Below are 26696 nucleotides of genomic sequence, written 5' to 3'. Positions count from 1 at the left end.
CGTGACAAAGGACAGTGATGAGAACCAGGAATCCGATCAGAGCGGTGGCGACCGCGGTCGCCACCGCGATGATCGCCACGGCCGGGTGGGCAGCCGTCGCGCAAGCGGCCGGCGGACCCAACCTCAGCCTCGGCAAGTCGACGTCCGCCAGCTCGGTCAACGGCCCCTACGTGACCGGCAACCTCAACGACGGCAACCAGGGCAGCTACTGGGAGAGCTCCGGCTCCCTGCCGCAGTGGGCCCAGCTCGACCTCGGCGCCGCCACCGCCATCGACCAGGTCGTGCTGAAGCTGCCCGCCGGCTGGGGCACCCGCACCCAGACCCTGTCCGTCCAGGGCAGCACCAACGGCTCCAGCTTCAGCGACATCGTCGCGTCGCAGGGCTACAGCTTCAACCCGTCGGTCGCCAACAACTCGGTGACCATCAACTTCCCGGCGACCTCGCCGCGCTACGTGCGCGTCAACATCAGCGCCAACACCGGCTGGGCCGCCGCGCAGTTGTCCGAGCTGGAGATCTACGGCACGGCCAGCTCGTCGACCAACCTGGCCCAGGGCCGTCCCACCACCGAGAGCGGCCACGCCGACGTCTACGACTCGGGCCGCACCGTCGACGGCAACCAGGGCACCTACTGGGAGAGCGTCAACAACTCCTTCCCGGAGTGGGCGACCGTCGACCTCGGCTCGTCCGTGGCCGTCAACCGGGTCGTGCTGAAGCTGCCGACCTCCGGCTGGGGCACCCGCTCGCAGACCCTCGCCGTCCAGGGCAGCACCAACGGCTCGACATTCACCGACATCGTCGGCTCGGCGTCGTACACGTTCAACCCGGCCGTGGCCGGCAACTCGGTGACGATCAACTTCACTCAGACCACCACCCGGTACGTGCGGATCAACATCACCGCCAACACCGCGTGGCCGGCGGGCCAACTCTCCGAGATCGAGGTGTACGGCCCCGGCGGCGGCACCCCCGACACCACCGCCCCCAGCGTGCCGTCGAACCTGACCCTCGGCGCGTCCGGCACGACGATCACCCTCAACTGGGGTGCGTCGACCGACAACTCCGGCGGCAGCGGCCTCGCGGGCTACGACATCTACCGCAACGGCACCCTGGCCGCGCAGGTCGGCGCCGTCACCACCTGGCAGGACACCCAGCCGACCACGGCGACCGTGTCCTACTACGTGCGGGCGCGTGACAACGCGGGCAACATCTCGGCCAACAGCAACACGGTCACCCGCACCGGGACCACGCCGGACACCACCCCGCCGAGCGTGCCCGGCACGCTGAGCCACAGCACGTCCGGCACGACGATCACCCTGAACTGGGGTGCGTCGACCGACAACTCCGGTGGCAGCGGCCTGGCCGGTTACGACATCTTCCGCAACGGCGCGCTGGCCGCGCAGGTCGGCACCGTGACCACGTGGAACGACACCCAGGCCGCCACGGCGACCGTGTCGTACTACGTGCGGGCGCGGGACAACGCCGGCAACGTGTCCGGCAACAGCAACACGGTCACCCGCACCGGAACCACGACCGACACGACGCCGCCGAGCGTGCCCGGCACGCTGAGCCACAGCACGTCCGGCACGACGATCACCTTGAACTGGGGTGCGTCGACCGACAACTCCGGTGGCAGCGGCCTGGCCGGCTACGACGTCTTCCGCAACGGCGCGCTGGCCGCGCAGGTCGGCACCGTGACCACGTGGAACGACACCCAGGCCGCCACGGCGACCGTGTCGTACTACGTGCGGGCGCGGGACAACGCCGGCAACGTGTCCGGCAACAGCAACACCGTCACCCGCACCGGCACCCAGCCCCCCGGCTGCACCAACGTCGCGTCCGGCAAGACCATGACCGCGAACGGCTCCACGTTCACGTTCACCCCGGAGAAGGCCAACGACGGCCAGGTCGCCACCTACTGGGAGGGTGCGGGCTACCCGGCGCAGCTGACCGTGGCGCTCGGCGGCAACCACGTCATCACCGCGGTGAACGTCAAGCTGAACCCGGACCCGGCGTGGGGCACGCGTACCCAGAACTTCCAGATCCTGGGCCGCGAGCAGTCCTCGTCTACCTACACCAACCTGGTGTCGGCGGCGAGCTACCAGTTCACCCAGGGCAACAACGTGGTGAGCGTCCCGGTCTCGGCGACCACCGCCGACGTGCGGCTGTCCTTCAACTCCAACACCGGCGCCCCCTCGGGCCAGGTCGCGGAATTCGAGGTCTGCGGCACCCCCGCGCCGAACCCTGACCTGACCGTCAGCAACGTGTCGTGGACCCCGTCCTCGCCGAACGAGGCGTCGAGCATCTCGCTGACCGCCACCGTCAACAACATCGGCGACCTGTCCGCCCCCGCCTCCAAGGTGGGCCTTTACCTCGACGGCGCGCTCAAGGGCACCGTCGACGTCGCGGCCATCGCGGCCGGCGGCTCGCAGTCGGTCAGCCTGCCCATCGGCACCCTCGGCCAGGGCTCGTACGCCGTCAGCGCCCGTGCCGACAACGCGAGCACGGTGACCGAGAAGGACGAGAACAACAACACCGCCAACGCCGCGAGCAACCTTGTCGTGGCCCAGGCCCCCGGCCCCGACCTGCAGGTCACGGGCATCTCCACCAACCCGGCCAACCCGGCCGTCGGCGCGGCGGTCAGCTTCACGGTGACCGTCAACAACCGCGGCACCACGGCCTCGGGCGTCACCACGGTCACCCAGGTGACGGTCGGCTCCACCACCCTCAACACCAACACCGCGTCCATCGCCGCGGGCGCCACCGTCAACGTGGCCGTCAACGGCACCTGGACCGCCACTTCCGGTGGTGCGACCATCACCGCCAGCGCAGACGCGACCAACGTCGTCACCGAGACCAACGAGACCAACAACTCGCTGACCCAGTCGATCGTCGTCGGCCGGGGCGCGGCCGTCCCGTACACCTCGTACGAGGCAGAGTCCGCCGCCTACCAGGGTGAGCTGTTGCAGACGGACGCGCTGCGCACCTTCGGGCACACCAACTTCGCCACCGAGTCCTCGGGCCGCAAGTCGGTGCGCCTGACCAACCAGGGCCAGTACGTCGAGTTCACCTCGACCAACCAGGCCAACTCGATCGTGGTCCGCAACTCGGTCCCCGACGCCGCGGGCGGCGGCGGCCAGGACTACACGATCAGCCTCTACATCAACGGTGTGTTCGACCGGAAGCTCACCCTGTCCTCGGTGCACAGCTGGCTCTACGGCACCACCGACGACCCCGAGGGCCTGACGAACACCCCGCAGACCAACGCGCGGCGGCTGTTCGACGAGTCCAACGCCCTGCTGTCCACGTCGTACCCGCCGGGCACGAAGTTCAAGCTGCAGCGCGACTCGGGCGACAACGCCTCCTTCTACATCATCGATCTCGTCGACCTGGAGCAGGTCGCGCCCGCGCTGAGCAAGCCGGCCGAGTGCACCTCGATCACCAACTACGGCGCGGTGCCCAACGACGGCCTCGACGACACGGCGGCCATCCAGGCCGCGGTGACCGCCGACCAGAACGGGCAGATCAGCTGCGTCTGGATCCCGGCCGGCCAGTGGCGGCAGGAGCAGAAGATCCTCACCGACGACCCGCTGAACCGCGGGACGCACAACCAGGTGGGCATCAGCAACGTCACCATCCGCGGCGCGGGCATGTGGCACTCCCGCCTCTACACGCTGACCCAGCCCCAGAACGCGGGCGGCATCAACCACCCGCACGAGGGCAACTTCGGCTTCGACATCGACAAGAACACCATCATCTCCGACCTGGCCATCTTCGGCTCCGGCCGGATCCGTGGCGGTGACGGCAACGCCGAGGGCGGCGTCGGCATCAACGGCCGGCTCGGTGTCGGCACGAAGATCACCAACGTCTGGATCGAGCACGCCAACGTCGGCGCCTGGGTCGGCCGCGACTACTCCAACATCCCCGAGCTGTGGGGACCCGGTGACGGGCTGGAGTTCAGCGGCATGCGCGTGCGCAACACGTACGCCGACGGCATCAACTTCACCAACGGCACCCGCAACTCGACCGTGTTCAACTCGTCGTTCCGCAACAACGGCGACGACGCGCTCGCGGTCTGGGCCAGCAAGTACGTGAAGGACACCTCGGTCGACATCGGCCACGACAACCGCTTCGTCAACAACACGGTGCAGCTGCCGTGGCGGGCGAACGGCATCGCGGTCTACGGCGGCTACGGCAACAAGATCGAGAACAACCTGATCTACGACACCATGAACTACCCGGGCATCATGCTGGCGACCGACCACGACCCGATCCCCTTCACGGGTCAGACGCTGATCGCCAACAACGCGCTCTACCGCACGGGTGGCGCCTTCTGGAACGAGGACCAGGAGTTCGGCGCGATCACGCTGTTCGCGGCGACCGTCGCGATCCCCGGCGTCACGATCCGTGACACGGAGATCTACGACTCGACGTACGACGGCATCCAGTTCAAGGCCGGTGAGCTTCCGGGGGTGGTCATCACCAACGTGAAGATCGACAAGTCGAACAACGGCGCGGGCATGCTGGCCATGGCCCAGGCCCGCGGTAGCGCGGCGCTGTCGAACGTCACCATCACGAACTCGGGCACCGGCAACATCGTGACCCAGCCGGGCTCGACGTTCACCTTCTCGGGCAGCTGATCTGCCCGCACAGGAAGCACCTCCCAGGGGCCTGCCGGCGTTCACGCCGGCAGGCCCCCTGGCCATCCGGCCGGCCGGCCCCCCGCTGCAGTTTCGGGGAAACTGCGGCCATCGAGCGCGCGACAGCTGCAGTTTCCCCGAAACTGCAGCCGAAGATGCCGGGGGAGTGCTCTGGGCGGTGGTCCCGAAATGGTGAGGTGCGTTGGGGCTGGCGTGACTATCTTTGCGGCGTGACGGCAGACAGGCACTACTCATACGTCGGACCTGAGGATGTTCTGCTTCTCGTGTCGGACGCCGTCGGTGGTCGTCGTGTCCGCACTGGTGCCGACCTCGGTGTCTGGCTGGACGGTTGCAGTCGGGCCGACCTCGGGGAAGCGTTCACGTTTGTTGTTGATCTCGATGGCGTTCTTCGTCTGGCCCCACGGCGCAGTGAACACGTCGCCTGCGCGGCCGGCGATGCTGTGCTGGCGGCCGGAGAGATCATCTTCTGCCGGGACCGGGCGGAATGGGCCGTCGATGAGATCACCAACCAGTCCACCGGCTACTGCCCGGATCCGGGTTCGTGGACGGCCGTTGCTGCTGCGCTGGACGCCGCAGGACTACGTCACCCGGCCGGTTTCACCCAGCAGTACGTCTTCCGGCGCTGCCCCGGATGCGGGGAGCGCAACATCGTCAAGGAGGACGACTTCGTCTGTGCCGTGTGCGACGCAGACCTGCCGACCGAGTGGAACTTCTGACACCGCGGTTGACATCGGCACTTCATGAGAGGTCGACCAGTGATTCCACCATGGGTGCCGCGACGGTTCGGGCAGTCGTCCGTCACGCAGATCATGTTCGACTGGCTTTGCCAGGTCGATGGTGGGGGCGACTCCCTGAGCCCTGTCTACTCCTCCGGCACGAACACACCTCGGCCCGGCACGCCGATGACCACACCCTGCAGCCGCAGCACGCCGATGGCGCGCGTGATGGTGGAGAAGTGGACGGAGTACAGCGTTGCCAGCTCGTTGTATGAGGGCAGTTGCTGGCCTGGCTGGTACTCACCCGACTTGATGCGAGCGGCGAGGTCTTCGGCGATTTTCAGATAGCTCATGGGCAACGGCATGGCGACACTCCCGGGTTGGCACCCCGATTGGATCACGGTCACCTACTCCACCACCACCAGATGATGGACCTACTCCATTAGGTGGAGTAGGCTTCAGGTTGCGTCCGGGTTGGCACTTGGGCGTGAGTGGGCGAGCTGGCTCGCACCCTGGCTCGCCCACTTCGACGCAAGCTCAACTTGAGTGCACCGAACCGTGGGCACCTACGTCTGACCATCGAGGGGGAATCCGTGTTGTCCTACATCGAACCGATCAGCGATGCACGTGCGGAGTACCTGCGCCGCGAACTACATCGCCATCGGGATGGGCAACGTTCCGGGCGGTGCGGTATCTGTCTGCAACCGAACTGCCTCGGTGCGCGGCAGGCTCGCGCTGAACTGCGCATGGCCGGCCGGTACGAGTAGGGGTCCCATGCCGCCGAGGCGCCGGATGCTCCTGCCCGGTATGGCAGGTGGGGTGGTGAGCGCGTAGCCCCTGGCTTGCAACCGCGTAAGGCCCGCGCTCGCCACCGACACTGCTGCCGCGCCGACTCTCTCAGATCACCGACACGAGTTCTTTCGCGAGCGGGCCGGCAGAGGCCGGGTTCTGGCCGGTGTGCAGGGTGCGGTCGGTGACCAGGTACGGCTCCCACATCGGGCCGCGCGAGTAGTTGGTGGGCAGCTTCCTCAGCTCGTCCTCCAGGAGCCATTTGGCCTTGTCGGCGAGGCCGACGCCGGCTTCTTCGTCGTTGGTGAAGCCGGTGAGGCTGTAGTTCGCGAACGGAGTGTCGCCGTGCTCGTCACGGGTCGCGAGGATCGCGGACGGCGCGTGGCAGACGATGCCGAAGTGCTTGCCCGAGGCCAGCGCCTCGCGGAGGAGCCTGCCTGAATCGGCGTCGTAGGCGAGGTCCTCCATGGGTCCGTGTCCGCCGGGGTAGAACACGGTGGCGTAGTCCTCGAAGCGCACGTCCTTGATGGCGACGGGGTGGCGGAGTTCGTCAGCCGCCTCGATGACGTTCTCCTCCTGGAGGGACGTCTTCTCACCGCCCGTCATGCTGGGCCGCAGGCTCATCGTGTCCACGGTGGGGATCACACCGCCTGGAGTGGCCACGGTGACCTGGTGACCGGCTTGCGTGAACACGGTGTACGGGGCCACGAACTCCTCAGCCCAATACCCGGTGGGATGCCGGTGCCCGTCTTTCATGGTCCAGTATTGCGCGCCGCTCAGCACCATAAGAACTTTCGCCATGAGAGGTCTCGCCTTCAAGTGAGGACGGTAATGGGCCACCAATCCGCCTTGGATGTCGAAAAAGCGATGTATGCGCCGAATACATACATCCTTGTGCGTTGTTTGCTAAACGCACCGCGCCTCGGACCGGGCCGACGAAACGTAATCAACTCCGAAGTCTAAGCACCGACTCCGGAAGACTCCCGCCGTTTCGAGTTATCCGCCACACGGCACGCTTGGCGCGTCGGCCCCGTACCTTCTTCACGTCGCCGACCCCGGGCAACCTCCCGCATGGCCGCATCGGTCTAGGACCGGTGACAGAGCCAGCCAACGAGGGGTCTTGCCGATGAAACCTGATGTCGAAGCCGACCTGCACACCTTCGTCGAAGCCCGCTACCTGCACCTGCGTCGCACCGCGTACCTGCTGTGCGGGGACTGGCACCGGGCCGAGGACCTGGTCCAGACCGCCCTGGCCCGGATGGTCGTGGCGGCGCGACGGCGGCGGATCGACAGCCTGGACGCCTACTCCCGCCGCGTGCTGCTGCGGGTATATCTCGACGACAGCCAGCGCGGTTCGCGACGCCGCGAACGGTTGTCGGACGAGCTGGCCGACCGGCCCGCCCCGCCGGGCGACCGGGCCGAGGCGCTCACCGTCCTCGCCGCGCTGCGCACCCTGCCGCCCCGCCAGCGCGCCACGATCGTCCTGCGCTACTGGGAGGACCGCAGCGTCGAGGAGACCGCCGAAACGCTCGGCGTCACCGAGGGCACCGTGAAGAGCCAGTGCGCCAAGGGACTGGCCGCGCTGCGTGACGTGCTGGCGGATGCCCCGCAAGAACTGATGCTCAATCTTGGAGGTATCGAGTGATGCAGCTCGACGACATGCGCAAGGCGCTCCGCACCGCGATCGAGACCGACGAACCGCCGATCGCCGACGGCCCGGCCGCGGTGTTCACCACGGCCAGGCGCATCCGGACCCGGCAGCGGCTGGTGACGGTCGCCGCCGGGGTCGCCACGCTCGGCCTGCTCGCGGGTGTCGTGAGCGTGCTGGGTCTGGGTCGGACCGACGATGTCCAGCCGGCCGTGCCGGTGCCGCAGGTGGCGCCCGCGTCGGCGAGCCCGTCGCCCTCGCCGTCGACGGCGGGCGGCTGCCCGTGCCCGACGGGCGAACCCGCCGCGGCCAAGGTCCTCGCGGCGTTGAAAGCGCTGCTCCCGACCGGTTCGGCGGTCTCCCAGCCGGTGTCCCAGGACGGGTTCGCCGAGGTGGTGATCACCGACCGGCTGGGCAGGACGAAGGTGATGGTGAACGTCCAGCCGGCCTTCGGGCAGGGCGGCAAGCCCGGCGGAGGGGACCTGCGTGACATCTTCACCTGCGAGGGCCGCAGCGGCTGGGCTCAGCGGGGCACCACGTGCACCGAGAGGGTGCTGGATGACGGAACCCGGATGGTGGTGACCGAGGGTCCGGAGACCACGGGTCACGACCGGATCGTCCAGCGGACGGTCGACCTCCTACGGCCGGACGGGGTGCGGGTCGCGGTCACCGCGTACAACGCCGTGAAGCCCAAGGGCAACACGCCCACTCGCCAGGTGCCGGTGCTGACCCTCGCGCAGCTCGAGGTGATGGCGACCAGCCCGCGCTGGCCCGTCTGATCCTGTCGCGGCGGGCCGACAGCAGTCGTCGGCCCGCCGCATTTCTTGAACAGACCGTTCAACACGGAAAGTTGACAACGGAGCGTTGCCGGGGTTGACTGACGGCATGGTTGACGCGCATGAGACCGATGACCTGTTCGTTCCGCCGGATGCCGGGCGGGCCCGCGCGATGCGGGACTTCGCCGCGCTCACCCGGATCGCCGAGCGGCACGCCGCGACTAACGGCCGGCGTGACCGCTGGCGCAACGCGGCGGTGCTCGACCCTTACGAGGCGGTCTGCCTGGCGGTGTCGCTCGCGGCCGGCTCCGCGCTGCCCGAGCCGGACGAGGCCCCGCTCGACGAGGCCGACCTGACCGCCGCGCTCACCCTGCTTCCCCGCGTACGCGCCGACTTCGACGCCCTGGAGATCGGCCTGCTCGACCTCGCCCGTGCCCGCGGCCTGACCTGGCAGTCGATCGCCTTCGGCCTCGGCCTCGGCACCCCGCAGGCCGCGCGGCAGCGCTACGAGCGCCTGACCGGCCGCACCCGCCCGGCCGACTAGCCCGGCGGGCGGCCTGCCGCGCCGCCCACCGGGCCGTCCTCTATATCGTGGCGTCCGTCACGCCGCCTCGACGGGCAGCCACAGCTCGCAGCTCGCGGTGCTGAAGTCGGCGGCCCGGTCGAGGACCGCGACGATCGACGGACCCGGCCGCAGCCGCCACGGGTTGGACGGGAACCACTCTGTGGCCGTCGCGGCCCAGGTCGTCTGGAGCGCCTGCGGGTGCGGTCCGGACGTGCTGAAGACCGCCCAGCGCCCGGCCGGCACCTCGATGGCGTCGAGGTCGGCGGGGGCCGGGGTGTCCGCGGCCACGGCGACTCCGTGCAGGTAGGTCAGCTCGGTGCCCTCGACGGCGTCGGGGTCGACGCCGTCGGTGACCTGCAGCAGACCGGCCGGCTCGGCGGCGCTGAGGGCCTTCAGCCGGGCATGCTCCGCCACCGGCAGGGCGGCGATGTGCTGCTGGATGTGCGGGTTGACGCCGTGGTGGATCAGCGGCACCCGGGCCGCGTGCCCGATGAGGCGGAACGCGGGGCGGTCGACGATGCGGGTGTCCATGGGGATGCTCCCTTCGACGGTCAGGCGGAACCTGAGCTGTGGTTGTGTACGAAGGGGGCCGCCGTCCCGGCGGACGTCGCCGGGTCCGACCCCGTGCACGGCCCGGAACGCCCGGCCGAACGCCTCGGTCGAGCCGTAGCCGTGCCGGACCGCGATGCTCAGCAGGTCGTCCTCGCCGCGGACCACGTCGGCGGCGGCGACGGTCATGCGGCGGCGGCGTACGTACTCCGACAGCGGCATGCCCGACAGCGACGAGAACATCCGGCGCAGGTGGTACTCGGTGGTGCCGAGCGACGCGGCCAGCCCGCCGAGGTCGAGGTCCTCGGTGAGGTGCTGCTCGACCATGTCGACGAGCCGGTTGAGTGCCGAGATCATGTGGCCTCCCTTCGACGTCAAGCCTGGCCGAGGGACCCCTGGCCGCGCCCGATCGTGGCGGACCGATCCGATCATGCGGACGGGCACCGGGTCACCGCGGCGGGCCGACACGCTCGGCGGGACTGAACCTAACCGCGCGGAGACTCGCGGCTTTCGCCGCGCCGGGTGCGGCGGATCCGGACGGCCCGGTCGGCGAGCTCGTCGACGGCCGTGCCGATCTCCGGCGGCAGACCGCCGTCATCACAGCACGGCGGCTTGGTCCGCGGATCCGTCGGCGACTTGACCCCGGCCAGTTCATACAGCGCCGCGTACACGTCGAGGCCCGGATCGGCCTCGTCGTGGCGTCCGATCAGGACCACGCAGGCGCGCCTACCGGACCGGAACGCGACGACGATGCGCAGGTCGCCGACGTGTTTCACGCACAGCCGGTCGAGCGGGGCCCCGCCGGTGAGCCGATAGCCGAGAGCCGCGCAGCCCTCGGCTTCGAGGTGGCGCAGGAACTGGGCGACCTGCTGCTGCTGGCGGCTGCGCAGGCCGTCGAACTGCTGCTCGGTGCGGGGGGTCCAGTCGAGGGTGACGGGCACGTCGGCGACCTGCCTAGGAACCGCTGCGCCGGGTACGCGCGAGCAGCTCGCCGGTGTCGATGGTCGTGCCCTCGCCACGGCGCATCTGGGCGAGGCTCTCCCGGACGTCGTCACGTTCCAGCAGCGCGGTGTCCTCCAGGTAGCGCCAGACGGCGTCGAGCAGTCCCCGGGTCTGCCCGGCCGCGCGCAGTTCCCGGACCAGGTGCCAGACCTCGTGAAAGCGCCGCGGCTCCAGCCGTGGCTGCCCGTGGACCTCCACGATCGCGAAGATGCCGGTCCGGGCCCACTCCCGGATCGTCGGTTCGCTCAGGTCGAGCAGCTCGGCGGCGATCACCGGCCGGATGGGTTCGCAGGTGGCCAGCCACTGCCGGGCGACGCGCAGCAGCCGCGCCCGCCGTTCGTCGTCGAGGGTGCGGGCGATGTCCTCCAGCTCCTCCACGGAGGAGAGCAGGTCGGCGATCTTCTCGCGGTCGGACGCGACGGTCATGGCTGGCTCCTGCCCTTCGACGAGAGCTGGTGCTTACGAGTATGGCGCGCAAATTCGTAAGTTGCTGCTCCGCCGTCGGGCCAATCCGTGATAGCGAACAAGCACGGCTTGACTTCGCGACGCCGCGGGTAGCAGTCAGGCCACTGCCGCGATGTCCCCGTTGTCGAAGTAGATCGCCTGGTGCAGTCGTCCGCCCAGGGCTGTCGCGAACCGGGCGAGAACCTCCTGCCCGGAAATGTGGCCCTGCTCGATCTGCGAGACGCGGCCCTTGGTGACGCCCATCCGGTCCGCGACCTGCTGCTGGGTAAGGCCGCGTGCGCGACGCAGCTCGGCGAGCCGGTGCCCGAACACCTCGTTGAGCAGTTCCTGCTTGCCTGCCTCGATCGCGTCCTCGCCGCCCGCGCGCGCGACGTGTTCGGCGCGGACCTCGCTCCATCGGCTGTAGTCGCTCACCGTTGGCCTCGTTCCTCTTCGGTGCGTTCTTTCAGATATGTCTCGTAGCGCTGTTCCGCCAGTGGTACGTGCTCGTGGGCTCCACCCGCAACGAGACGATCGCGGGCACCGCGGACGCGGACCTGATCATCGGCAAGGGCGGCAACGACGTCGTCACCGGCAACGGCGGCGGCGACTGCGTCGTCACCGGCGCGGGCAACGACGTCGTCACCACCACGGGCGGCGACGACCGGGTCGACGCCGGCGACGGCAACAACGTGGTCAACACGGGTGAGGGCGACGACGTCGTACGCACCGGCGCCGGCAACGACGTGGTGACCACCACAGGCGGCGACGACCGGGTCGAGGCGGGCGACGGCAACAACACCGTGAACACCGCCGCGGGCGCCGACACCGTCACCACCGGCAGCGGCAACGACGTCCTCGACTGCGGCACGGGCACCGACACCGCCCACCCCGGCCGCGGCAACAACCTCACTCCGGCACCCGCTGCGAAACCTTCACCGCCTGAGCAAAGGAAGGGCACCTTCACATCGCCATGCGTTGTGGAAGGTGCCCTTCCCATCATTGACCTCGATACTGCGCCCACGCTGTTCCGGGCAGTGTGGGCACGGCTGCGTGCCGCTCATGCCGTCACCCGGTCGGAGTTGGTCGATCGGCCGGGCAACTCTGGCCGTGGCGGCGCTGCGACCGGCCACTGACACTCAGTAGGGTCAGCGTCCGGTACTGCCTCCACACCGGACAGGGGAGCGCCGTGACGCTGCCGATCGACCCCAACGAACGGCGCCCCGTGCCGGGTCCGCCGAGTCCGGTCGCGCGCCCGCCCATGGGCTGGTGGCGGCGGCACCGGGTGCTGCGCAACTGGCTCGGCGGCGTCGCCTCGGCCGTGGTCGTGTCGGTGATCAGCGGTGTCGCGCTCGCGTACCTCACCCCGAGCGGGGAAGCCCCCGGCGGTGGTGCGCCGACCTCGGCCGCCGCCGCCGACCTGCCGTTCAGCGTGGACGTGCTGTACCGCGGCTACTTCTGCAGGCCGTACGTGGTGAACGCCGCCCCGGGTGAGCTGTCGAGCCCGCACCGCGTGGTCGACCCGGACTCGCGGGTGCGGCCCGCCGACGACGAGGTCGCCGAGTGGATGCAGCGGGTCGACGCGGTCCCCTCCGAGGGGCTCCTGCTGCTCACGGTGCAGGGGACCGGTGACAAGACGGTGGTGCTGCAGGACCTGACCGTCGAGGTGGTCGGGCCGAAGGGCCCGCCGGTCGAGGCGGCGAACCTGTTCTATCCCGACTACGGGTGTGGCGACGGTGAATCGCCTCGCCTGTTCAGAGTGGGCCTGGACGCCGCCGACCCGCGGCCGGTCCCCGAGGCGGGCGTGGACGTGGCGGGCAACAAGATCCCGGCGGTGGCGTTCCCTTTCAGCGTCTCCGCGTCCGACCCGGAGATCTTCACGGTCACCGCCGAGGCCGGTCGCTGCGACTGCAGCTGGCGGCTGCGCCTGCGGTGGACCAGCGCCGGCCGCACCGGCACGCTATTCATCGACGACCACGGCCGGCCGTTCCGCACCGCCGCCGTCGTCGAGACGAACGCGCGCAAGTTGATCGCCCACTCGTACAAGGGGTGCCCCGGCGCGCTCCTCTGGTGTGAGGAGTGAGCCGACTGGTCAGGCGGCGCTGAGGCGGGCACGGCCGCCGTAGAGGCCCACCCGGCGGTCGCTCACCTGCTGCGGCACCTGGTGCAGGAACAGCTCCGGCCGGGCGGGGGCGTTCGCGACGCGTACCGTCCAGTCCTCGTACCACCACGACGCCGAGCAGCAACACTGCCCGCGGAACCGGAAGTTCGCCCGGTACAGCCCGATCTCGCCGGGGGCCAGGGTGAACAGCCGGGTCTGCCGATCCTGCAGCGGATAGACCGCACCACGGACGCACACCTGGACCGTCACACCCCGTTCGGTCTCGCTGAGCTGCAGCGATGCCGACGATGCGGGGTCCCTGCCGGATATGACCTGCTCGGTGAGGCGGTATCCGTTCGCGTGGTCGGCGAGCACGTCGTGCACGACGACCGGCCCGTCGGGCAGCGACTCGGGCAGGCGGCGCGCATCGGTCAACCCGCGGCGCAGGTCGGCGTCACTCGCCCCGCGCGCGTCTGTCGACCACCGCACCCTGATCCGCTGAATCACCACCACGCCGCCGAGCATGCCGTCCCGACCCCTCTCGCGCGAGCCGGTTTCCGCACGCCGTTTCCGCGCCGCCGGTGCCCGGGTACTGCATGATCGCCGTCTCGTGTCGAAAGCTGTGGTCCGACCGCAGATCTTGGCACTAAACAGTGATCATGGACCCGCGGCGGGGCCGGGCCGCGCGGGCCGGGGTGGGGGTCAGGGGGTGAGGGAGAGGTCGTTGAAGGTGTCGGCGGGGTGTTGGCCGGAGAGGGCTTGGATGGCGGCCATGATGTCGTCGGTGGCCTGGCGGCGGGCGCGGGCGACGCTGACGCCGGGCTGCTGGGTGAAACGCAGGGGCGTGCCGAAGCGGATGGTGACGCGGCCGGGCCGGGGGAGCTTCGCGCCGACCGGCTGGATGCGGTCCGTGCCGAGCACGGCGACCGGCACGACCGGTGCGCCGGAGGCCAGCGCCAGCCAGGCCACGCCGGTGCGGCCGCGGTAGAGGCGGCCGTCACGCGAGCGGCTGCCTTCGGGGTGGATGCCGAACGCGCCGCCGCGGTGGAGCAGGCCGAGAGCGAGTTCCAGCGACTCCTGCGCCGCGCGGTGGCCGCCGCGCTGCACCGGGATGGCTTCGAGGCCGGTCATCAGCTCGCGGATGAGCCGACCCCGCAGGCCGGCGCCGGTGAAGTACTCCGCCTTGGCCATGAACGCGACCGGCCGCGGTGTCATCAGCGGGATGATGAAGCTGTCCAGGAACGACAGATGGTTCGCGGCCAGGATGAGCGGTCCGTCCAGCGGGATGTGCTCGCGGCCTTCGACGATCGGCCGGAACGCCACCCGTGACAGCGGGGTGAGCAGCATCCGGGTGACGGACTGGATCGACACGTGTCCTCCGGTGATCAAGCCGGGCCCAGGTGGGCGTCCAGCGCGGCGCGTAGCAGCGGATCGACGTCGTCGGTCTGCACGGTCATCTGCAGGCTGCCCCAGAGCCAGAGCTGGGCGATGCCGTGCAGGTTGGCCCACAGCGCCCCGGCGACGACGACGGGCTCCGGGGCGGTCACCCCGTGCCGGGCGCGGGAGACCAGGTCGACGAGCACGCCGAACAGCTGGCGGCTGGCGTCGCGCAGGCCGATCTGGTTGCCGCGCAGCAGCTCGTGGCGGAACATCAGCTCGAACATGCCGCGCTGGGTGCGGGCGAAGTCGAGGTAGCCGCGGCCCAGCGCGAGCAGCCCGGCGCGCGGGTCGGCCTCGTCGCGCAGCCCGGCGATGCGCCCGCCGAGGTCCTGGTAGCCGACCTGGGCGATGGCGGACAGCAGCGACAGGTGGCTGGGAAAGTAGCGGCGCGGCGCGCCGTGCGACACCCCGGCCCGCCGAGCGATCTCGCGCAGCGTCAGGGAGCCGGGACCTTCGCGGGTGAGCAGGTCCACGCCCACCTCGATCAGGCGGGCCCGCAGGGTGGTGTCCGGATCCGGCATAGACACTGTCTACCAGAGTGGGTAGACAGTGTCTACTGGCTGCGTCCGGCGGGTCGGAGGCGAAACGCGCGCCGACCGTTCAGGAGGGCTTGGGCTTCGGGGTCGGCTGCCCCGACAGCAGCTCGAACTGGGCGTTGTCGAGGGTGCCCTTGCCGGTGACCCGGTAGCCGGGGCCCATCGTGCCCAGGCTCAGCGCGACCTCGGCCTCGTTGCGGATGTACCAGCGCTTGCGCGGCGCCTCGCCGCGGGAGGCGGGCAGCACCGAGCCGGTGCCGTTGACGTACGGCCGTCCGGGCACCGACCGGTCGGTCGCCGACATGGTGACGATCGCGGAGTTGTCGCCGGTGTAGTTCCACTGCACCTCGGCGAAGTCGTCGTCCTCGCCGGTCTGCATCTCGGTGGCGTTGAGCGTCTCGTCGTTGTACGCCGCCACGAGCCGCTTGCCCGCCTCGATGTCGTCGATGAGCAGCACGGTCAGGTCCGTCGAGTCGTACTTGCCGCGCAGGTGGATGTCCCGGGCGATCACCGAGTAGCGGTCGGCCACCCCCATGCCGGTGCGCCACCGGTCGACGAACTGCGGCAGCGGCAGGTTGCCCCACGTGTGGTCGTGGTAGCCGGTGCCGATGAAGTCGCGCTTCTCGTTGTAGAAGACGATGTGGCCCTCGGCCTTGCCCGACGGGACGGCGGCGAACCAGGCCTGGTACTGGTCCGGCCCGCCCAGGTAGACGTAGCCCGTGCCCGGCCGGAACGGCGCGGCGGTGCTGGTCAGGTTCAGGTTGAGGGTGATGTCGTTGGCGGTGCCGCGCAGCTGGTAGCTCTTCAGGTCGCCGGTGAGCGTGAACGGGCCCACCTTGACGTTGCAGCGGTCCGTGGCGCTGGCGAACTCGTTCCAGCTGTACGTCTGGAACACGCTGAACTCGTTGCCCCACGGGGTGGTGATCAGCAGGTTCACCGCGGGCCGCCGGTCGGACTCGGCGGTCAGCCCGTCGCCGGGGCGGGTCTTCAGCGTGAACGAGACCACGATGCCGTCGTCGCCGGTCAGCTCGGTGTGCCACCACTCGTACACCCGGGGGTCCTCGTTGGTGGCGGCCGTGCGGAACCCGTCCTCCCAGGCGTAGAACGTGTCAGGCTTGAGGTTGAGCAGGGCGTAGTCGTTCGGGCTGGTGCCGTAGCGGTTGAGCGTGGGGCCGGCGGCGGGCGGGGCGGGCGGCCCGGAGTTCCCGCACGCGGCCAGACCCGGCAGGGCGACGAACGAACCTGCTGCCAGCGCCCGCAGCGCCGTGCGGCGGGAGAACCTTCCGGGAACCTCACTCATCTTGCACGCCGTCCCATCACGCCGCAGCGCCGGCCTTTCAGGTGTAACACCCTATTGCCCTGGTTTGCGTAATGTAGCGCTCGTTTCGGGTCCGCGTGGCCGAGATCGCAAAGGTGGTCCCGCTGCCCCGTGCGGGGTCGCGTCCGAAGGTTGCTCCGTGCCGGGGCGGGTATTGCCGTGGATCACTACGCTGCGCCCATGGCGAAGTGGAGCAGGCCCTACGGCGACGGCGGCGCGCACGACGCGCAGGTGACCATCGCCGTGCTGGGGTCCGCCGTGGCCGCCGTGCTGATTCCGGCCGGCGGCCTGGCTGCAGGCGAGTTCACGCCTGCCGTGGCAATCGTCTACGCGGTCTTCATCCCGAGCTGGGTGACCCTCGTCTGGCGGGTCACGCTGGTCGGCGTCTATATCGGCTTCGAGGGCATCAAGATCCGCCACGTGTGGCGCACCCGGGTCATCCCCTGGACGCAGCTGAACCGCGCTTGGGCGGGCCAGGCCGACGACTTCGACGCCTGGTAGATCTGGGTCACCGGCGGGGACCCGGAGCGCGACCACCCGACCCCGATCTGGCGTGCGGGCTCCCGGGCCCGCCACCGCAACCGGATCGTGCTCGACCAGCAGGAGTTCGTCGCCGTGCTGGCGGCGCTCAACCGGCGGCCCTGAGCGCCGCCCGGCCCGTTCCAGGACGCGGTGCCGTCAGCGGGGGACGCGCAGCCAGATGTTGGTGCACACGGGGGTATGGGTCACGCTGACCTGCTCCAGGCGGGTGCCGTCGCCGCCGGGGCGGTCGAACAGGCGGGTGCCGTCGCCGAGCAGTGTCGGGACGACGTGGATCAGGACCTCGTCCAGGAGCCCCGCGTCCAGGCACGCGCGGGCGATGGCCGCGCCGATCAGCACCGCGTAGCCGTCACCCGCGGCGGCCTTCGCGGTGGCGACTGCCTCGGCCAGGTCGTCGACGAAGATGTACGCCGGGTCGGGGTGCTCCGGGACGTCGCGGGTGTAGACCAGTTGCGGCCCGGTCCAGGCTCCGCCGTACACCCGGCCCTCGTCGGTGGGTCCGTCGCCGTCCGGGCCGAAATAGGTGCGGTGGCCGATCAGGACCGCGCCGATGCGGGACAGCACCTCGTCGACGGCCGGGTTGGGGCCGGCGTATCCCGCCATCCACGACATGTCGCCGCCCGGTCCGGTGACGAAGCCGTCCAGCGACATCGTGATGTGCCACAGCACCTTGCCCATACGTTTCCTCCCGTGGGTGTGCGTTGCCCCGCCTCGTGCCGGGACCGTACATCCGATCACGACGGGGCGCATTTCTGAAAGTTTCAGGGGCTCTGCGGCGATATGGGGCTTCGATTGATGCACATGTTGCGAAGGGATTACCGGAGCTTTAAGCTCTGGTCGATGGGAGCGCTCCCGGTCTCTGGCCAGGGCGTTTGCTGCCCCTTGTTGCCCGACAAGGGTCGCGCCGGCGCGCGCCCACGCCCGATCCCGACGAAAGGCTCGTCATGAGACTCCTCCCGCGTGCGTCCCGGCGCGCCCTGATCGCGGCCGGCGCGGTCGGCGCGCTCGCCATGGGTGTGACGGTCGCGCTGCCCGTGGTCAACGCCATGGCGGCCAGCGGCTGCGCCGTCACCTACACCGTCAACCAGTGGCAGGGCGGCTTCACCGCCAACATCACCATCAAGAACCTCGGCGACCCGATCAACGGCTGGACGCTGGGATTCGCCTTCCCGAACTCCGGCCAGCAGGTGACCCAGGGCTGGTCGGCCACCTATGCCCAGAGCGGCGCCAACGTCACCGCGGCGAGCATGAGCTACAACGGTTCGCTGGCCACCAACGCCTCCACCGGCATCGGCTTCAACGGCAGCTGGACCACCGCCAACCCGTTGCCGACCTCGTTCACGCTCAACGGCGTCGTGTGCACCGGTGCGACGAACCCCGGCTCGCCCACGCCCAGCTCGCCCGCGCCGAGCAGCTCGCCGTCGGCGTCGCCCCGGCCGTCCGCCTCGCCGTCGGCCTCGCCGAGCCCGTCGCAGCCGGTCGGGCAGACGCCCGTCGCGATCAACGGGCAGCTGCGCGTGTGCGGCGTGAACCTGTGCAACCGGTTCAACCGCCCGATCCAGCTGCGCGGTATGAGCACGCACGGCATCCAGTGGTTCGCCAACTGCTACAACGACGCCTCGCTCGACGCGCTCGCGAGCGACTGGCAGGCCGACCTGCTGCGGGTGTCGATGTACGTGCAGGAGCAGGGCTACGAGACCAACCCGACCGGGTTCACCAACCAGGTGAACAACCTCGTCGAGGAGGCCACCGAGCGCGGCCTGTACGCGCTGATCGACTTCCACACGCTGACCCCCGGCGACCCGATGTACAACCTGGACCGGGCGAAGACGTTCTTCGCCGCGGTGTCGGCCCGCCACGCGGCCAAGAACAACGTGATCTACGAGATCACCAACGAGCCGAACGGCGTGAGCTGGTCGACCATCAAGAACTACGCCGAGCAGGTCATCCCGGTGATCCGTGCCAACGACCCGGACGCCGTGGTCATCGTCGGCACCCGCGGCTGGTCGTCGCTGGGCGTCTCGGAGGGCGGCAACTCCACCGAGATCATCAACAACAAGGTCAACGCGACCAATGTCATGTACGCGTTCCACTTCTACGCCGCCTCGCACAAGGACAACTACCGCGCCGAGGTGGAGCGGGCGGCCGCCGCGCTGCCGATCTTCGTCACCGAGTTCGGCACGGTCACCTACACCGGCGGCGGCGCGGTCGACACCTCCAGCAGCACCGCCTGGCTGGACATGCTCGACCGGCTGAAGATCGGCTACGCGAACTGGACCTACTCCGACGCCGACGAGGGCAGTGCCGCGTTCAGGCCCGGCACCTGCAACGGCGGCCAGTACGCGGGCACCGCGGTGCTGACCGAGTCCGGCAACTTCATGCGCAACCGCATCCGGACCGCGGACAACTTCCCGACCAGCTGACCCGCCCCGATCGGCGGCGCGGCCCCCTCGTGCCCGGCGAGGGGGCCGCGCCGTGCGGTCAGGCTTGACCTGGAGCGCACTCCAGCTTCTAGCGTGGCCGGCGTACGCGATCGAGGAATCGGCTGGTCGAACGTGCGCACCTGGCGGCTGGAGCGGATCCGGCGGCTGCGCGCGGCCGACGGCTGGCCCGCCCCGGTCGCCCTTCAGCAGCACACCTACCTGCGCCCGAGGGCGGGGCTGGACTCCGCCTCCATCCTGGACGGCGAGCAGCTCGACTACCTGCGTGCGCACGACGACCTGCCGCCGGTGGCGTACTCGCCGATCCGCAAGGGGGTCCGCGACTCGGCGGCCAAACGGGCCGGGCACTGGGCCATGGAGAACTACGAAGGCCCTGACGCGCAGGCGCGGCTGGCCGCGGTCGCGCAGGTGGCCGCTGAGATCGGCGTCACGGCCGACCAGGTGGTGCTGGCCTGGCTGCTGCGCCAGTCGCCCACGATGATTCCACTGGTGGGCCCGCGCACGCTGGAGCAGTATGAGACGGCGCATGCCGCGCTCGACGCCGTGCTCTCCGGCGAGCAGATGGTGCGCCTGGACGCCGCCGGGGCCTGACGTGTCGGGTTGTCGTGGCTGGCGCCGGACGCGTACTGTCGTCTGCCGCTGGGGAAACACGACGGGTGTGCGCGTCGTTGCGTCACCAGAGGCCATTTCAACTGTGAGGAGCTGGTATGGGCGAGCGCGTGCTGCGGGGAAGCCGACTTGGCGCCGTCAGCTACGAGTCTGACCGCAACACCGAGTTCGCGCCCCGGCAGACCCGTGAGTTCTCCTGCGTCAACGGGCACCGCTTCGAGGTGCCGTTCGCGGTGGACGCCGAGGTGCCCTCGACGTGGGAGTGCAAGTTCGACGGCGCCGTGGCGCGCCTGGTCGACGGCACGGAGCCGGAGCAGAAGAAGGTCAAGCCCCCGCGTACGCACTGGGACATGCTGCTGGAGCGCCGCTCGATCGAGGAGCTCGAGGAGATCCTGAACGAGCGCCTGGCCGAGGTGCGCACCAAGCGCGGTCGCTGACCCCGACACCGCCGATGCCGGCGCCGGTCCCCGAGACCGGCGTCGGCATTCGTGTTCCCCGATCCGGACCGCGACAAATTCGACGCAGCGCGGCGGTCCGGTCGGGTAGCGTCCCGGCGCATGTACGAGTTGCGGCGGCTGACCCCCGCGCACGCCCCGGCGCTGCTGGCGTTCGAGACCGCCAACCGGGCCTGGTTCGCGCGGACCATCGCCGACCGGGGCGACGACTACTTCACGCACTTCCCCGAGCGGCACGCGGCGATCCTCGCCGAGCAGGCGGCGGGGCTGCACCATTTCCACGTGGTGACCGACCCCGCCGCGGCGATCGTGGGCCGGGTCAACCTGATCGACGTCGCCGACGGCCGCGCCGAGCTCGGCTACCGGATCGCCGAGAGCGCGTCGGGCGCGGGTCTGGCCACGGCGATGGTGGCTCAGGTCTGCGCGCTGGCCGCCGGCGAGTACGGGCTGACCGCTCTCACCGCCGTGACGACCCTCGACAACGCCGCCTCCGCCGCGGTGCTGCGCCGTAACGGCTTCACTGTCGATGGTCCGATCACTCTGGGTGACCGTCCGGGTATGCGGTACGTCCGTGACCTGCTGATATCGGTGGGCTGAGGCCTCGCGAGCGGTCCGTGGTCACCCACGGCGACCTCGAAGACTTTCCCGCGCCGCCGCGGCGCGGTAATCTGCCAGGCGGCCGCGCCCGTGCAGAGTTCCCCCTCACCCCTGGCGGCCGCCGCCGCGTGCCCGGCTGTTACGCGGCGGACGACGGAAGGATCCTGTACGTGCCTGCCCCGGTGCGCCGCCCCCGCCCTGCGTCCCTGCTCGCCCTGCTCGTGGCCGCCGTGTTGCTGGTCGCCGGCTTCGGGACGCCCGCCAACGCCGAGCCCAACGAGATCCCGTCGACCAAGGTCGCCCAGGCGCGCCAGAACCTGGAGAGCGCCGCCGGGCAGTACCTGGAGGCCGAGGCGGCGATGCTGAAGGCCAAAAAAGAACAGACCACCATGAACCAGACGCTGCTGGCGGCGGAGAACCGGTACACCCGGGTCCGGGCGAGCGTCGCCAAGTACGCCGCCGAGGCGTACAAGGCCGGGCGGCTCGGCGTCATCGGCGTGATGCTGAACGCGAACTCGTCCGACGAGTTCCTGGCCCGCTCCGCGGCGTTGGAGAAGTTGACCGCCCGCGACGAGGCCCGCATCAGCGAGCTGGTCCATGTCAAGAGGGAGATCTCCGCAGCCAAGGCCGCCGTCGACGCCTCCGTGCAGGAGCAGGCCAAGCACTTCGCCGAGATGGCGAAGCTGCGCAAGGCCGCCGACAAGGCGCTCAGCGCGCTGGGCGGCGAGGCCACCCGCGGCTGGGTCGACCCGGACTCGCCGCTGGCCGCTCCGGCCAAGCGCAACTCGGACGGCACCTGGCCCAAGGAGGTCTGCAGCATCAACGACCCCACCCGGCCCTCGTCGGACGCCTGCATCACCCCGCGCACGCTGCACGCCTACGAGCAGGCGCGGGAGGACGGGTTCAAGCGGTACACCTCGTGCTGGCGCCCCGGCGACATGTATGAGCACCCCAAGGGCCGGGCCTGCGACTTCTCGGCGGCGGCGGGCGGTTTCGGCGGGACGGCCTCCGGCGCCGACCGGACCTACGGCAACAAGCTGGCCGCGTACTTCGTCAAGAACGCCAGCGCGCTCGGGGTCATGTACGTCATCTGGTTCTGCCAGGTGTGGACCGCCACCGGCGGCGGCTGGCACAGGTACTCGCCGACCGGGTCGAGTTGCGGTGACTCGCCGTCGGCCGACCACACCGACCACGTGCACCTGTCGGTGTACTAGCCGGCGGGCGCCGATCCGCGCCAGGCGAGCGGGCACGGCTCTCGCGTGGACAGATTTTCTCGCGTTGGGTGTAATGGCGCGACCGGTAGCGGGACTTATCAGCGAGACACCGCTACCTCGGGAGGCAGTCATGCGGTCAGACACGTCCCTCGCCAGGGCCGCCGCGGCAGGCGACCGCGAGGCGTTCGACCGGCTCTACCGCCTGTACCGGCCGGGCCTGCTCGGCTTCGTGTTCCGGCAGGTCGGTGACCGGCACACCGCCGAGGACGTGGTGCAGGAGACGTTCCTCGTCGCCTGGCGCGACCTGGCCAAGCTGCGCGACCCCGATGTGTTCCGGACCTGGCTGTTCTCCATCGCGTACCGGCGGGCGAGGTCGGTGGCGGCCCGGGTCGCGCCGGCCCCGCTGCCCGATCCGGCGCTGCTGGTCGACGACAGCCCCGGCCGCCACCCCGAGCAGGCCGCCGAGCAGCGGGAGGCGTACGAGCTGGTCTGGGCCGCCGCGCACGGCCTCGAACCGCGCCAGCGCGCGGTGCTGGAGCTGAACGTGCGGTGGGAGCTGACCAGCCGCGAGATCGGCGAGGTGCTCGGTGTCGGCACCGCGCACGCCGCGGTGCTGGTGCACCGCTCGCGCGCGGCGCTGGGCAGCGCGGTGCGCACCGTGCTCATCGCCCGCAGGCACGGCCGCTGCGCCGGGCTCGACGCCATCGTGCACGGCCGCAGGCGGCTGACCTCCCGGGAACGGTCGCAGGTCGACCGGCACGTGCGCGGCTGCGACCGGTGCCGCCGCCTGTCCGCCCGCAACGGCGCGGCCACCGTGCTCGCCGCGCTGCTGGCGCTCACCGACGGGCCGGTGCCGGGCGGCTCGGCGCAGACCAGCCCGGCGGCCGCGATCGCCGCCGCGGGCGCGCGCGGGCTGCGCCTGCCCGGCAAGCTGGCGCTCGGCTCGGCGGCGACCGTGCTGGCCGCGACCGGCGTGTACGCGCTGGTCCCGGTGGTCGGTGAGGGCCCGGACGTCGACCGGGCCGGAAGCGCCGCGGCCGCCGTCGCGGCGGGTGTCGCCCCCGGGTCCGCGCCGCCGTCGGTCGCGGCGCCGGCCTCGGCCTCGCCCTCGGCTGCTCCGGCGAGCCCGTCGGCCTCGCCGTCGGCCGCCGCGTCGGTGCCGCCCAGCCCCACCAAGGCCGCCCCGGTGACGCTGGAGGCGCAGATGCTGGCGCTGGTCAACCAGGCCCGTAAGAGCGCGGGTTGCGGTGCGCTGCGCGCCGAGCCGAAGCTGGACAAGGCCGCCCGGCTGCACAGCGCCGACATGGCCAAGCGCAACTACTTCTCGCACACCACCCCGGACGGGGTCAGCCCGTGGGACCGGGCCAAGGCGGCCGGTTACGACCAGCCGTCGGCGGAGAACATCGCCGCGGGCAACGCCACCGCGAAGGCCACCATGACCCAGTGGATGAACTCGCCCGGCCACAAGGCGAACATCCTGAACTGCTCCTACAAGGCGATGGGCGTGGGCCGGGCGACCGGCGGCAGCTACCGCTACTACTGGACCCAGATGTTCGGCTTCCGCTGACGCCAAGATCGTCGGACTTGCCTGGCACGTGTGCGTATCTTGATCATGGATTGCCACATGTGCCTGGCAAGTCGAGCGATCATCCGGCGGTGACCTTCGCCGCTTCGATGGTGGACCCCGGCAGGCGGCCGCCTAGGCTCGCGTCATCGGATCATGAGGATCCGGGTGGCGGCGACCTGTCGGCGTCGACCGGCCCGGGGAAGGCGCGACAAGGATGCAGACGACGCTGACCGTCGCCGAGGGCGTGGCGGTGCTGCTGGCAGGGATGGCCGCGGGCGGGATCAACGCGGTGGTGGGCTCCGGCACGCTGGTGACCTTCCCGGTGCTGCTGGCCCTGGGCTACCCGCCGGTCGTCGCGAACGTGTCCAACACGGTCGGCCTGGTGCCCGGCTCGCTGTCCGGGGCGTACGCCTACCGCAAGGGCCTGGCCGGGCACGGCCCGCTGCTGCTGCGCCTGGGCACCGCCTCGGTGCTGGGCGCCCTGCTCGGCGCGGTGCTGCTGCTGTGGCTGCCGCCGGGCGCGTTCAACGCCATCGTGCCGGTGCTGATCGGCCTGGCCCTGGTGCTGGTGATCCTGCAGCCGCGGCTGGCCCGGTCGCTGGCTCACCGGCGTCCCGAGAGCGACCGGCGCGTGGGGCCGTTGCTGCTGCTCGGCGTGTTCGGTGCGGGTGTGTACGGCGGCTACTTCGGCGCGGCCCAGGGCGTGCTGCTGCTGGGGCTGCTCGGGGTGCTGCTCTCCACCGACCTGCAGTGGGTCAACGGCATCAAGAACGTGCTGGCGGCGTTGGTGAACGGGGTCGCCGCGGTGCTGTTCATCGCCCTGGGCATGGTCGCCTGGCAGCCGGCGCTGCTGATCGCGGCGGGCTCGGTCGTCGGCGGCCTCATCGGCGGCCGCTGGGGCCGCCGCCTGCCCCCGGCGGTCCTGCGTGCCCTCATCGTCGTCATCGGCCTGGTCGCCATGATCAAGCTCCTGGTCTGAGGTCAGGCGCGGGCGGCGGCTTTGCGGGCCCGGTACGCGGTGACGGCGGCGCGGTTGCCGCAGCCGGCGTCGCAGAAGCGCTTCGAGCGGTTCTTGGACAGGTCGACGACCACGTTGCCGCAGTCGGGGAGTTCGCAGACGCGCAGGCGGCTGAGTTCACCGCTGCGGACCACATCGACCAGCGCCATCGCGGCCTCGACCGCCAAGCGGGTGGCCAGCGGCGCGTCGGAGGGCGTCGCGTGCAGGTGATAGTCCCACTGGTCGTGCTTGACGAGCTGGGGTAGCGCGTTCGACTCGCGTAGCAGCGCGTTCACGATCTGCACGACCTCGTCCTCGTCGGCCTCCCACACCCGGCGCAGCCGTGGGCGCAGGTCCTGCACCGCGCGCAGCTCTGCGGCGGTGTGCTCGCGGCCGCCGGTCCACTCGTACGCCCGGACGAAGTCGTCGAGCGCGGCCAGGTCGGGCAGCTTCTCGCCGTCCGAGCCGGTGGTGTTGACCAGTGCCGCGGCGGCCACCAGCGCTACTTCAGTGTCATGAGCAAAAAGCACCTTGACTCCTGTCACCCATCGGTCTACTGTCATTAGCATAGCGGTGTTTTGCTCATTACGCTTCTGGCAACTTCCGAGGTGAGTTCCATGCAGACCCAACGCTCCGCCGGTGTCGGCCTCGGTCTGGCCCTGCTGTCGGCCGCGACGTTCGGCACCTCCGGCACCTTCGCCCGGTCCCTGATCGAGGCGGGCTGGTCGGCCGAGGCCGCGGTCGCCGCGCGGGTGGGCGCCGCCGCCCTGATGCTGGCCGTGCCGACCGTCCTCGCCCTGCGCGGCAAGTGGCACGTGCTGCGCCGCAACCTCGGCTCGATCGGCGTCTTCGGGCTGCTCGCCGTCGTGGGCGCGCAGGTGGGTTTCTTCAACGCCGTCCGATACCTGCCCGTCGGCGTCGCCCTGCTCCTGGAATACCTGGGCATCATCCTCGTCGTGTTCTGGATGTGGGCCCGGCACGGCCAGCGGCCGCGCCGGCTGACCCTGGCCGGGTCGGCGGCGGCGATGCTGGGGCTGTTCTTCGTGTTCGACGTGACCGGCGGCGGCAGCATCGACCCGGTGGGTGTGCTGTGGGGCCTGGGCGCGGCGGTGGGCCTGGCGGCGTACTTCGTGCTCAGCGCGCGGGTCGACGAGCGGCTGCCGTCGGTGGCCATGGCCAGCACCGGCATGGCGATCGGCGCGGTGGTGCTGCTGGCGCTCGGTGCGTTCGGCGCGCTGCCGCTGCGGGCGACCTTCGGCGACGTCACGTTCGCGGGGGAGCGGATGAGCTGGCTGGTGCCGATCGTCGGGCTGTCGCTGGTGGCCGCGGTGATCTCGTACGTCTCCGGCATCGGCGCGGCCCGGATCCTGGGCGCGCGGCTGTCGTCGTTCGTCGGGCTGACCGAGGTGCTGTTCGCGGTGCTGATCGCCTGGCTGTTCCTGGGCGAGCTGCCGGTGCCCGTGCAGCTGCTCGGCGGCGCACTGATCATCGGCGGCGTGGTGCTGGTGCGCGTCGACGAGCTGCGGTCCGCGCCGTCCGTGCCGGACGAGATCGTGCCCGCCGCCGAGCCGGCGCTCGCGGGCCAGTCGCGCTAGCACGTCGCCGCAGGTCGCGGCTGCACACCCGAACGATTCGGATGGGGAGGGCACCTTCTACAACGCATACGGGGTAGACCAGCATCCGCACGTTTGTGCGGATGCTGGTCTACCGTCGCGGTGTCGCCGCCGACCACGGCTG

General features: G+C 70.6%; 28 protein-coding genes. 16 read left to right on the top strand and 12 right to left on the bottom strand.

Going from position 1 to position 26696, the window contains the following annotated elements:
- Positions 1 to 14: 14 nt before the first annotated feature.
- Both HAV39_RS12240 and HAV39_RS12235 read left to right on the top strand, forming a co-directional pair.
- Positions 15 to 4634, top strand: coding sequence for a galactose-binding domain-containing protein (locus HAV39_RS12240; RefSeq protein WP_425547561.1), 4620 nt, complete (start codon positions 15 to 17; stop codon positions 4632 to 4634).
- A 230-nt stretch (positions 4635 to 4864) separates the two neighbouring features.
- Entirely contained in the window at positions 4865 to 5371 is a 507-nt protein-coding gene (locus HAV39_RS12235; protein ID WP_203736219.1) for a hypothetical protein, read from the top strand.
- Positions 5372 to 5517: 146 nt separating this feature from the next.
- Here HAV39_RS12235 and HAV39_RS12230 read toward each other — a convergent pair whose 3' ends face one another.
- Both HAV39_RS12230 and HAV39_RS12225 read right to left on the bottom strand, forming a co-directional pair.
- Positions 5518 to 5724, bottom strand: coding sequence for a winged helix-turn-helix domain-containing protein (locus HAV39_RS12230; protein ID WP_373311737.1), 207 nt, complete (start codon positions 5722 to 5724; stop codon positions 5518 to 5520).
- Between the two features lie 544 nt (positions 5725 to 6268).
- Complete coding sequence (locus HAV39_RS12225) at positions 6269 to 6961, bottom strand: type 1 glutamine amidotransferase domain-containing protein (protein ID WP_191839285.1); 693 nt, start codon at positions 6959 to 6961, stop codon at positions 6269 to 6271.
- A 325-nt stretch (positions 6962 to 7286) separates the two neighbouring features.
- On the opposite strand from HAV39_RS12225, the gene HAV39_RS12220 reads away from it, so the two are divergent.
- From HAV39_RS12220 to HAV39_RS12210, 3 genes are all read left to right on the top strand, one after another.
- Positions 7287 to 7805, top strand: a complete 519-nt coding sequence (locus HAV39_RS12220; RefSeq protein WP_155390963.1) for a SigE family RNA polymerase sigma factor — start codon at positions 7287 to 7289, stop codon at positions 7803 to 7805.
- Positions 7805 to 8587: a hypothetical protein gene (locus HAV39_RS12215; protein WP_191839284.1), complete on the top strand. Its 783-nt coding sequence runs from the start codon at positions 7805 to 7807 to the stop codon at positions 8585 to 8587. The genes HAV39_RS12220 and HAV39_RS12215 overlap by 1 nt, the downstream gene beginning before the upstream one ends.
- Positions 8588 to 8693: 106 nt before the next feature.
- Complete coding sequence (locus HAV39_RS12210) at positions 8694 to 9128, top strand: DNA-binding protein (protein ID WP_191839283.1); 435 nt, start codon at positions 8694 to 8696, stop codon at positions 9126 to 9128.
- Between the two features lie 57 nt (positions 9129 to 9185).
- Here HAV39_RS12210 and HAV39_RS12205 read toward each other — a convergent pair whose 3' ends face one another.
- The 4 genes from HAV39_RS12205 to HAV39_RS12190 form a co-directional block, all read right to left on the bottom strand.
- Positions 9186 to 10055: an AraC family transcriptional regulator gene (locus HAV39_RS12205; protein ID WP_191839282.1), complete on the bottom strand. Its 870-nt coding sequence runs from the start codon at positions 10053 to 10055 to the stop codon at positions 9186 to 9188.
- Positions 10056 to 10183: 128 nt separating this feature from the next.
- Positions 10184 to 10639, bottom strand: a complete 456-nt coding sequence (locus HAV39_RS12200) for a hypothetical protein (protein ID WP_191839281.1) — start codon at positions 10637 to 10639, stop codon at positions 10184 to 10186.
- Between the two features lie 13 nt (positions 10640 to 10652).
- The gene (locus tag HAV39_RS12195) at positions 10653 to 11126 is read right to left on the bottom strand and encodes a hypothetical protein (protein WP_191839280.1); all 474 of its coding nucleotides are present in this window, start codon (positions 11124 to 11126) and stop codon (positions 10653 to 10655) included.
- Between the two features lie 135 nt (positions 11127 to 11261).
- A complete protein-coding gene (locus HAV39_RS12190; RefSeq protein WP_191839279.1) occupies positions 11262 to 11579 on the bottom strand; it encodes a helix-turn-helix domain-containing protein in 318 nt (105 codons plus the stop codon).
- Between the two features lie 74 nt (positions 11580 to 11653).
- Here HAV39_RS12190 and HAV39_RS12185 point away from each other — a divergent pair, with 74 nt between their 5' ends.
- Positions 11654 to 12280: a calcium-binding protein gene (locus tag HAV39_RS12185; protein ID WP_191839278.1), complete on the top strand. Its 627-nt coding sequence runs from the start codon at positions 11654 to 11656 to the stop codon at positions 12278 to 12280.
- 53 nt (positions 12281 to 12333) lie between these two features.
- Positions 12334 to 13227 (top strand): hypothetical protein, encoded by an 894-nt coding sequence (locus HAV39_RS12180; protein ID WP_191839277.1) that lies wholly within the window; start codon positions 12334 to 12336, stop codon positions 13225 to 13227.
- A gap of 9 nt (positions 13228 to 13236) precedes the next feature.
- On the opposite strand, the gene HAV39_RS12175 is transcribed toward HAV39_RS12180, so the two are convergent.
- The 4 genes from HAV39_RS12175 to HAV39_RS12160 all read right to left on the bottom strand — a co-directional run bounded on the left by HAV39_RS12175 (position 13237) and on the right by HAV39_RS12160 (position 16521).
- Complete coding sequence (locus HAV39_RS12175) at positions 13237 to 13758, bottom strand: hypothetical protein (protein ID WP_239120530.1); 522 nt, start codon at positions 13756 to 13758, stop codon at positions 13237 to 13239.
- A 189-nt stretch (positions 13759 to 13947) separates the two neighbouring features.
- Entirely contained in the window at positions 13948 to 14616 is a 669-nt protein-coding gene (locus HAV39_RS12170; protein WP_203736220.1) for a lysophospholipid acyltransferase family protein, read from the bottom strand.
- Positions 14617 to 14630: 14 nt separating this feature from the next.
- A complete protein-coding gene (locus HAV39_RS12165) occupies positions 14631 to 15206 on the bottom strand; it encodes a TetR/AcrR family transcriptional regulator (protein WP_191839276.1) in 576 nt (191 codons plus the stop codon).
- Between the two features lie 79 nt (positions 15207 to 15285).
- Positions 15286 to 16521 carry a lipocalin-like domain-containing protein gene (locus tag HAV39_RS12160; protein WP_191839275.1) on the bottom strand — a complete coding sequence of 412 codons (1236 nt, stop codon included), beginning with the start codon at positions 16519 to 16521 and terminating at the stop codon, positions 15286 to 15288.
- Positions 16522 to 16719: 198 nt separating this feature from the next.
- Here HAV39_RS12160 and HAV39_RS12155 point away from each other — a divergent pair, with 198 nt between their 5' ends.
- Positions 16720 to 17040, top strand: coding sequence for a hypothetical protein (locus HAV39_RS12155; RefSeq protein WP_191839274.1), 321 nt, complete (start codon positions 16720 to 16722; stop codon positions 17038 to 17040).
- Between the two features lie 177 nt (positions 17041 to 17217).
- Here HAV39_RS12155 and HAV39_RS12150 read toward each other — a convergent pair whose 3' ends face one another.
- Complete coding sequence (locus HAV39_RS12150) at positions 17218 to 17757, bottom strand: dihydrofolate reductase family protein (RefSeq protein WP_191839273.1); 540 nt, start codon at positions 17755 to 17757, stop codon at positions 17218 to 17220.
- A 266-nt stretch (positions 17758 to 18023) separates the two neighbouring features.
- On the opposite strand from HAV39_RS12150, the gene HAV39_RS12145 reads away from it, so the two are divergent.
- The 7 genes from HAV39_RS12145 (at position 18024) to HAV39_RS12115 (ending at position 24941) form a co-directional block, all read left to right on the top strand.
- Positions 18024 to 19502 (top strand): cellulase family glycosylhydrolase, encoded by a 1479-nt coding sequence (locus tag HAV39_RS12145; protein ID WP_191839272.1) that lies wholly within the window; start codon positions 18024 to 18026, stop codon positions 19500 to 19502.
- Positions 19503 to 19595: 93 nt separating this feature from the next.
- Positions 19596 to 20111: an aldo/keto reductase gene (locus tag HAV39_RS12140; protein ID WP_239120531.1), complete on the top strand. Its 516-nt coding sequence runs from the start codon at positions 19596 to 19598 to the stop codon at positions 20109 to 20111.
- 116 nt (positions 20112 to 20227) lie between these two features.
- Positions 20228 to 20566 (top strand): RNA polymerase-binding protein RbpA, encoded by a 339-nt coding sequence (locus tag HAV39_RS12135; RefSeq protein WP_120319291.1) that lies wholly within the window; start codon positions 20228 to 20230, stop codon positions 20564 to 20566.
- 120 nt (positions 20567 to 20686) lie between these two features.
- A complete protein-coding gene (locus HAV39_RS12130; RefSeq protein ID WP_191839271.1) occupies positions 20687 to 21181 on the top strand; it encodes a GNAT family N-acetyltransferase in 495 nt (164 codons plus the stop codon).
- A gap of 170 nt (positions 21182 to 21351) precedes the next feature.
- On the top strand, positions 21352 to 22395 hold the full coding sequence (locus HAV39_RS12125) for a coiled-coil domain-containing protein (RefSeq protein WP_239120532.1): 1044 nt from the start codon (positions 21352 to 21354) through the stop codon (positions 22393 to 22395).
- Positions 22396 to 22525: 130 nt separating this feature from the next.
- On the top strand, positions 22526 to 23962 hold the full coding sequence (locus tag HAV39_RS12120; RefSeq protein WP_191839270.1) for a sigma-70 family RNA polymerase sigma factor: 1437 nt from the start codon (positions 22526 to 22528) through the stop codon (positions 23960 to 23962).
- A gap of 214 nt (positions 23963 to 24176) precedes the next feature.
- Positions 24177 to 24941, top strand: a complete 765-nt coding sequence (locus tag HAV39_RS12115; RefSeq protein ID WP_203736221.1) for a sulfite exporter TauE/SafE family protein — start codon at positions 24177 to 24179, stop codon at positions 24939 to 24941.
- Positions 24942 to 24943: 2 nt separating this feature from the next.
- Here HAV39_RS12115 and HAV39_RS12110 read toward each other — a convergent pair whose 3' ends face one another.
- Positions 24944 to 25489: a CGNR zinc finger domain-containing protein gene (locus HAV39_RS12110; protein ID WP_191839269.1), complete on the bottom strand. Its 546-nt coding sequence runs from the start codon at positions 25487 to 25489 to the stop codon at positions 24944 to 24946.
- Positions 25490 to 25576: 87 nt separating this feature from the next.
- Here HAV39_RS12110 and HAV39_RS12105 point away from each other — a divergent pair, with 87 nt between their 5' ends.
- On the top strand, positions 25577 to 26554 hold the full coding sequence (locus tag HAV39_RS12105) for an EamA family transporter (RefSeq protein ID WP_191839268.1): 978 nt from the start codon (positions 25577 to 25579) through the stop codon (positions 26552 to 26554).
- Positions 26555 to 26696: the final 142 nt, after the last annotated feature.

The organism is Catellatospora chokoriensis (genome assembly GCF_011297315.1).
Classification (GTDB): domain Bacteria; phylum Actinomycetota; class Actinomycetes; order Mycobacteriales; family Micromonosporaceae; genus Catellatospora; species Catellatospora citrea.
This window is presented reverse-complemented; position numbering and strand designations above follow the sequence as displayed.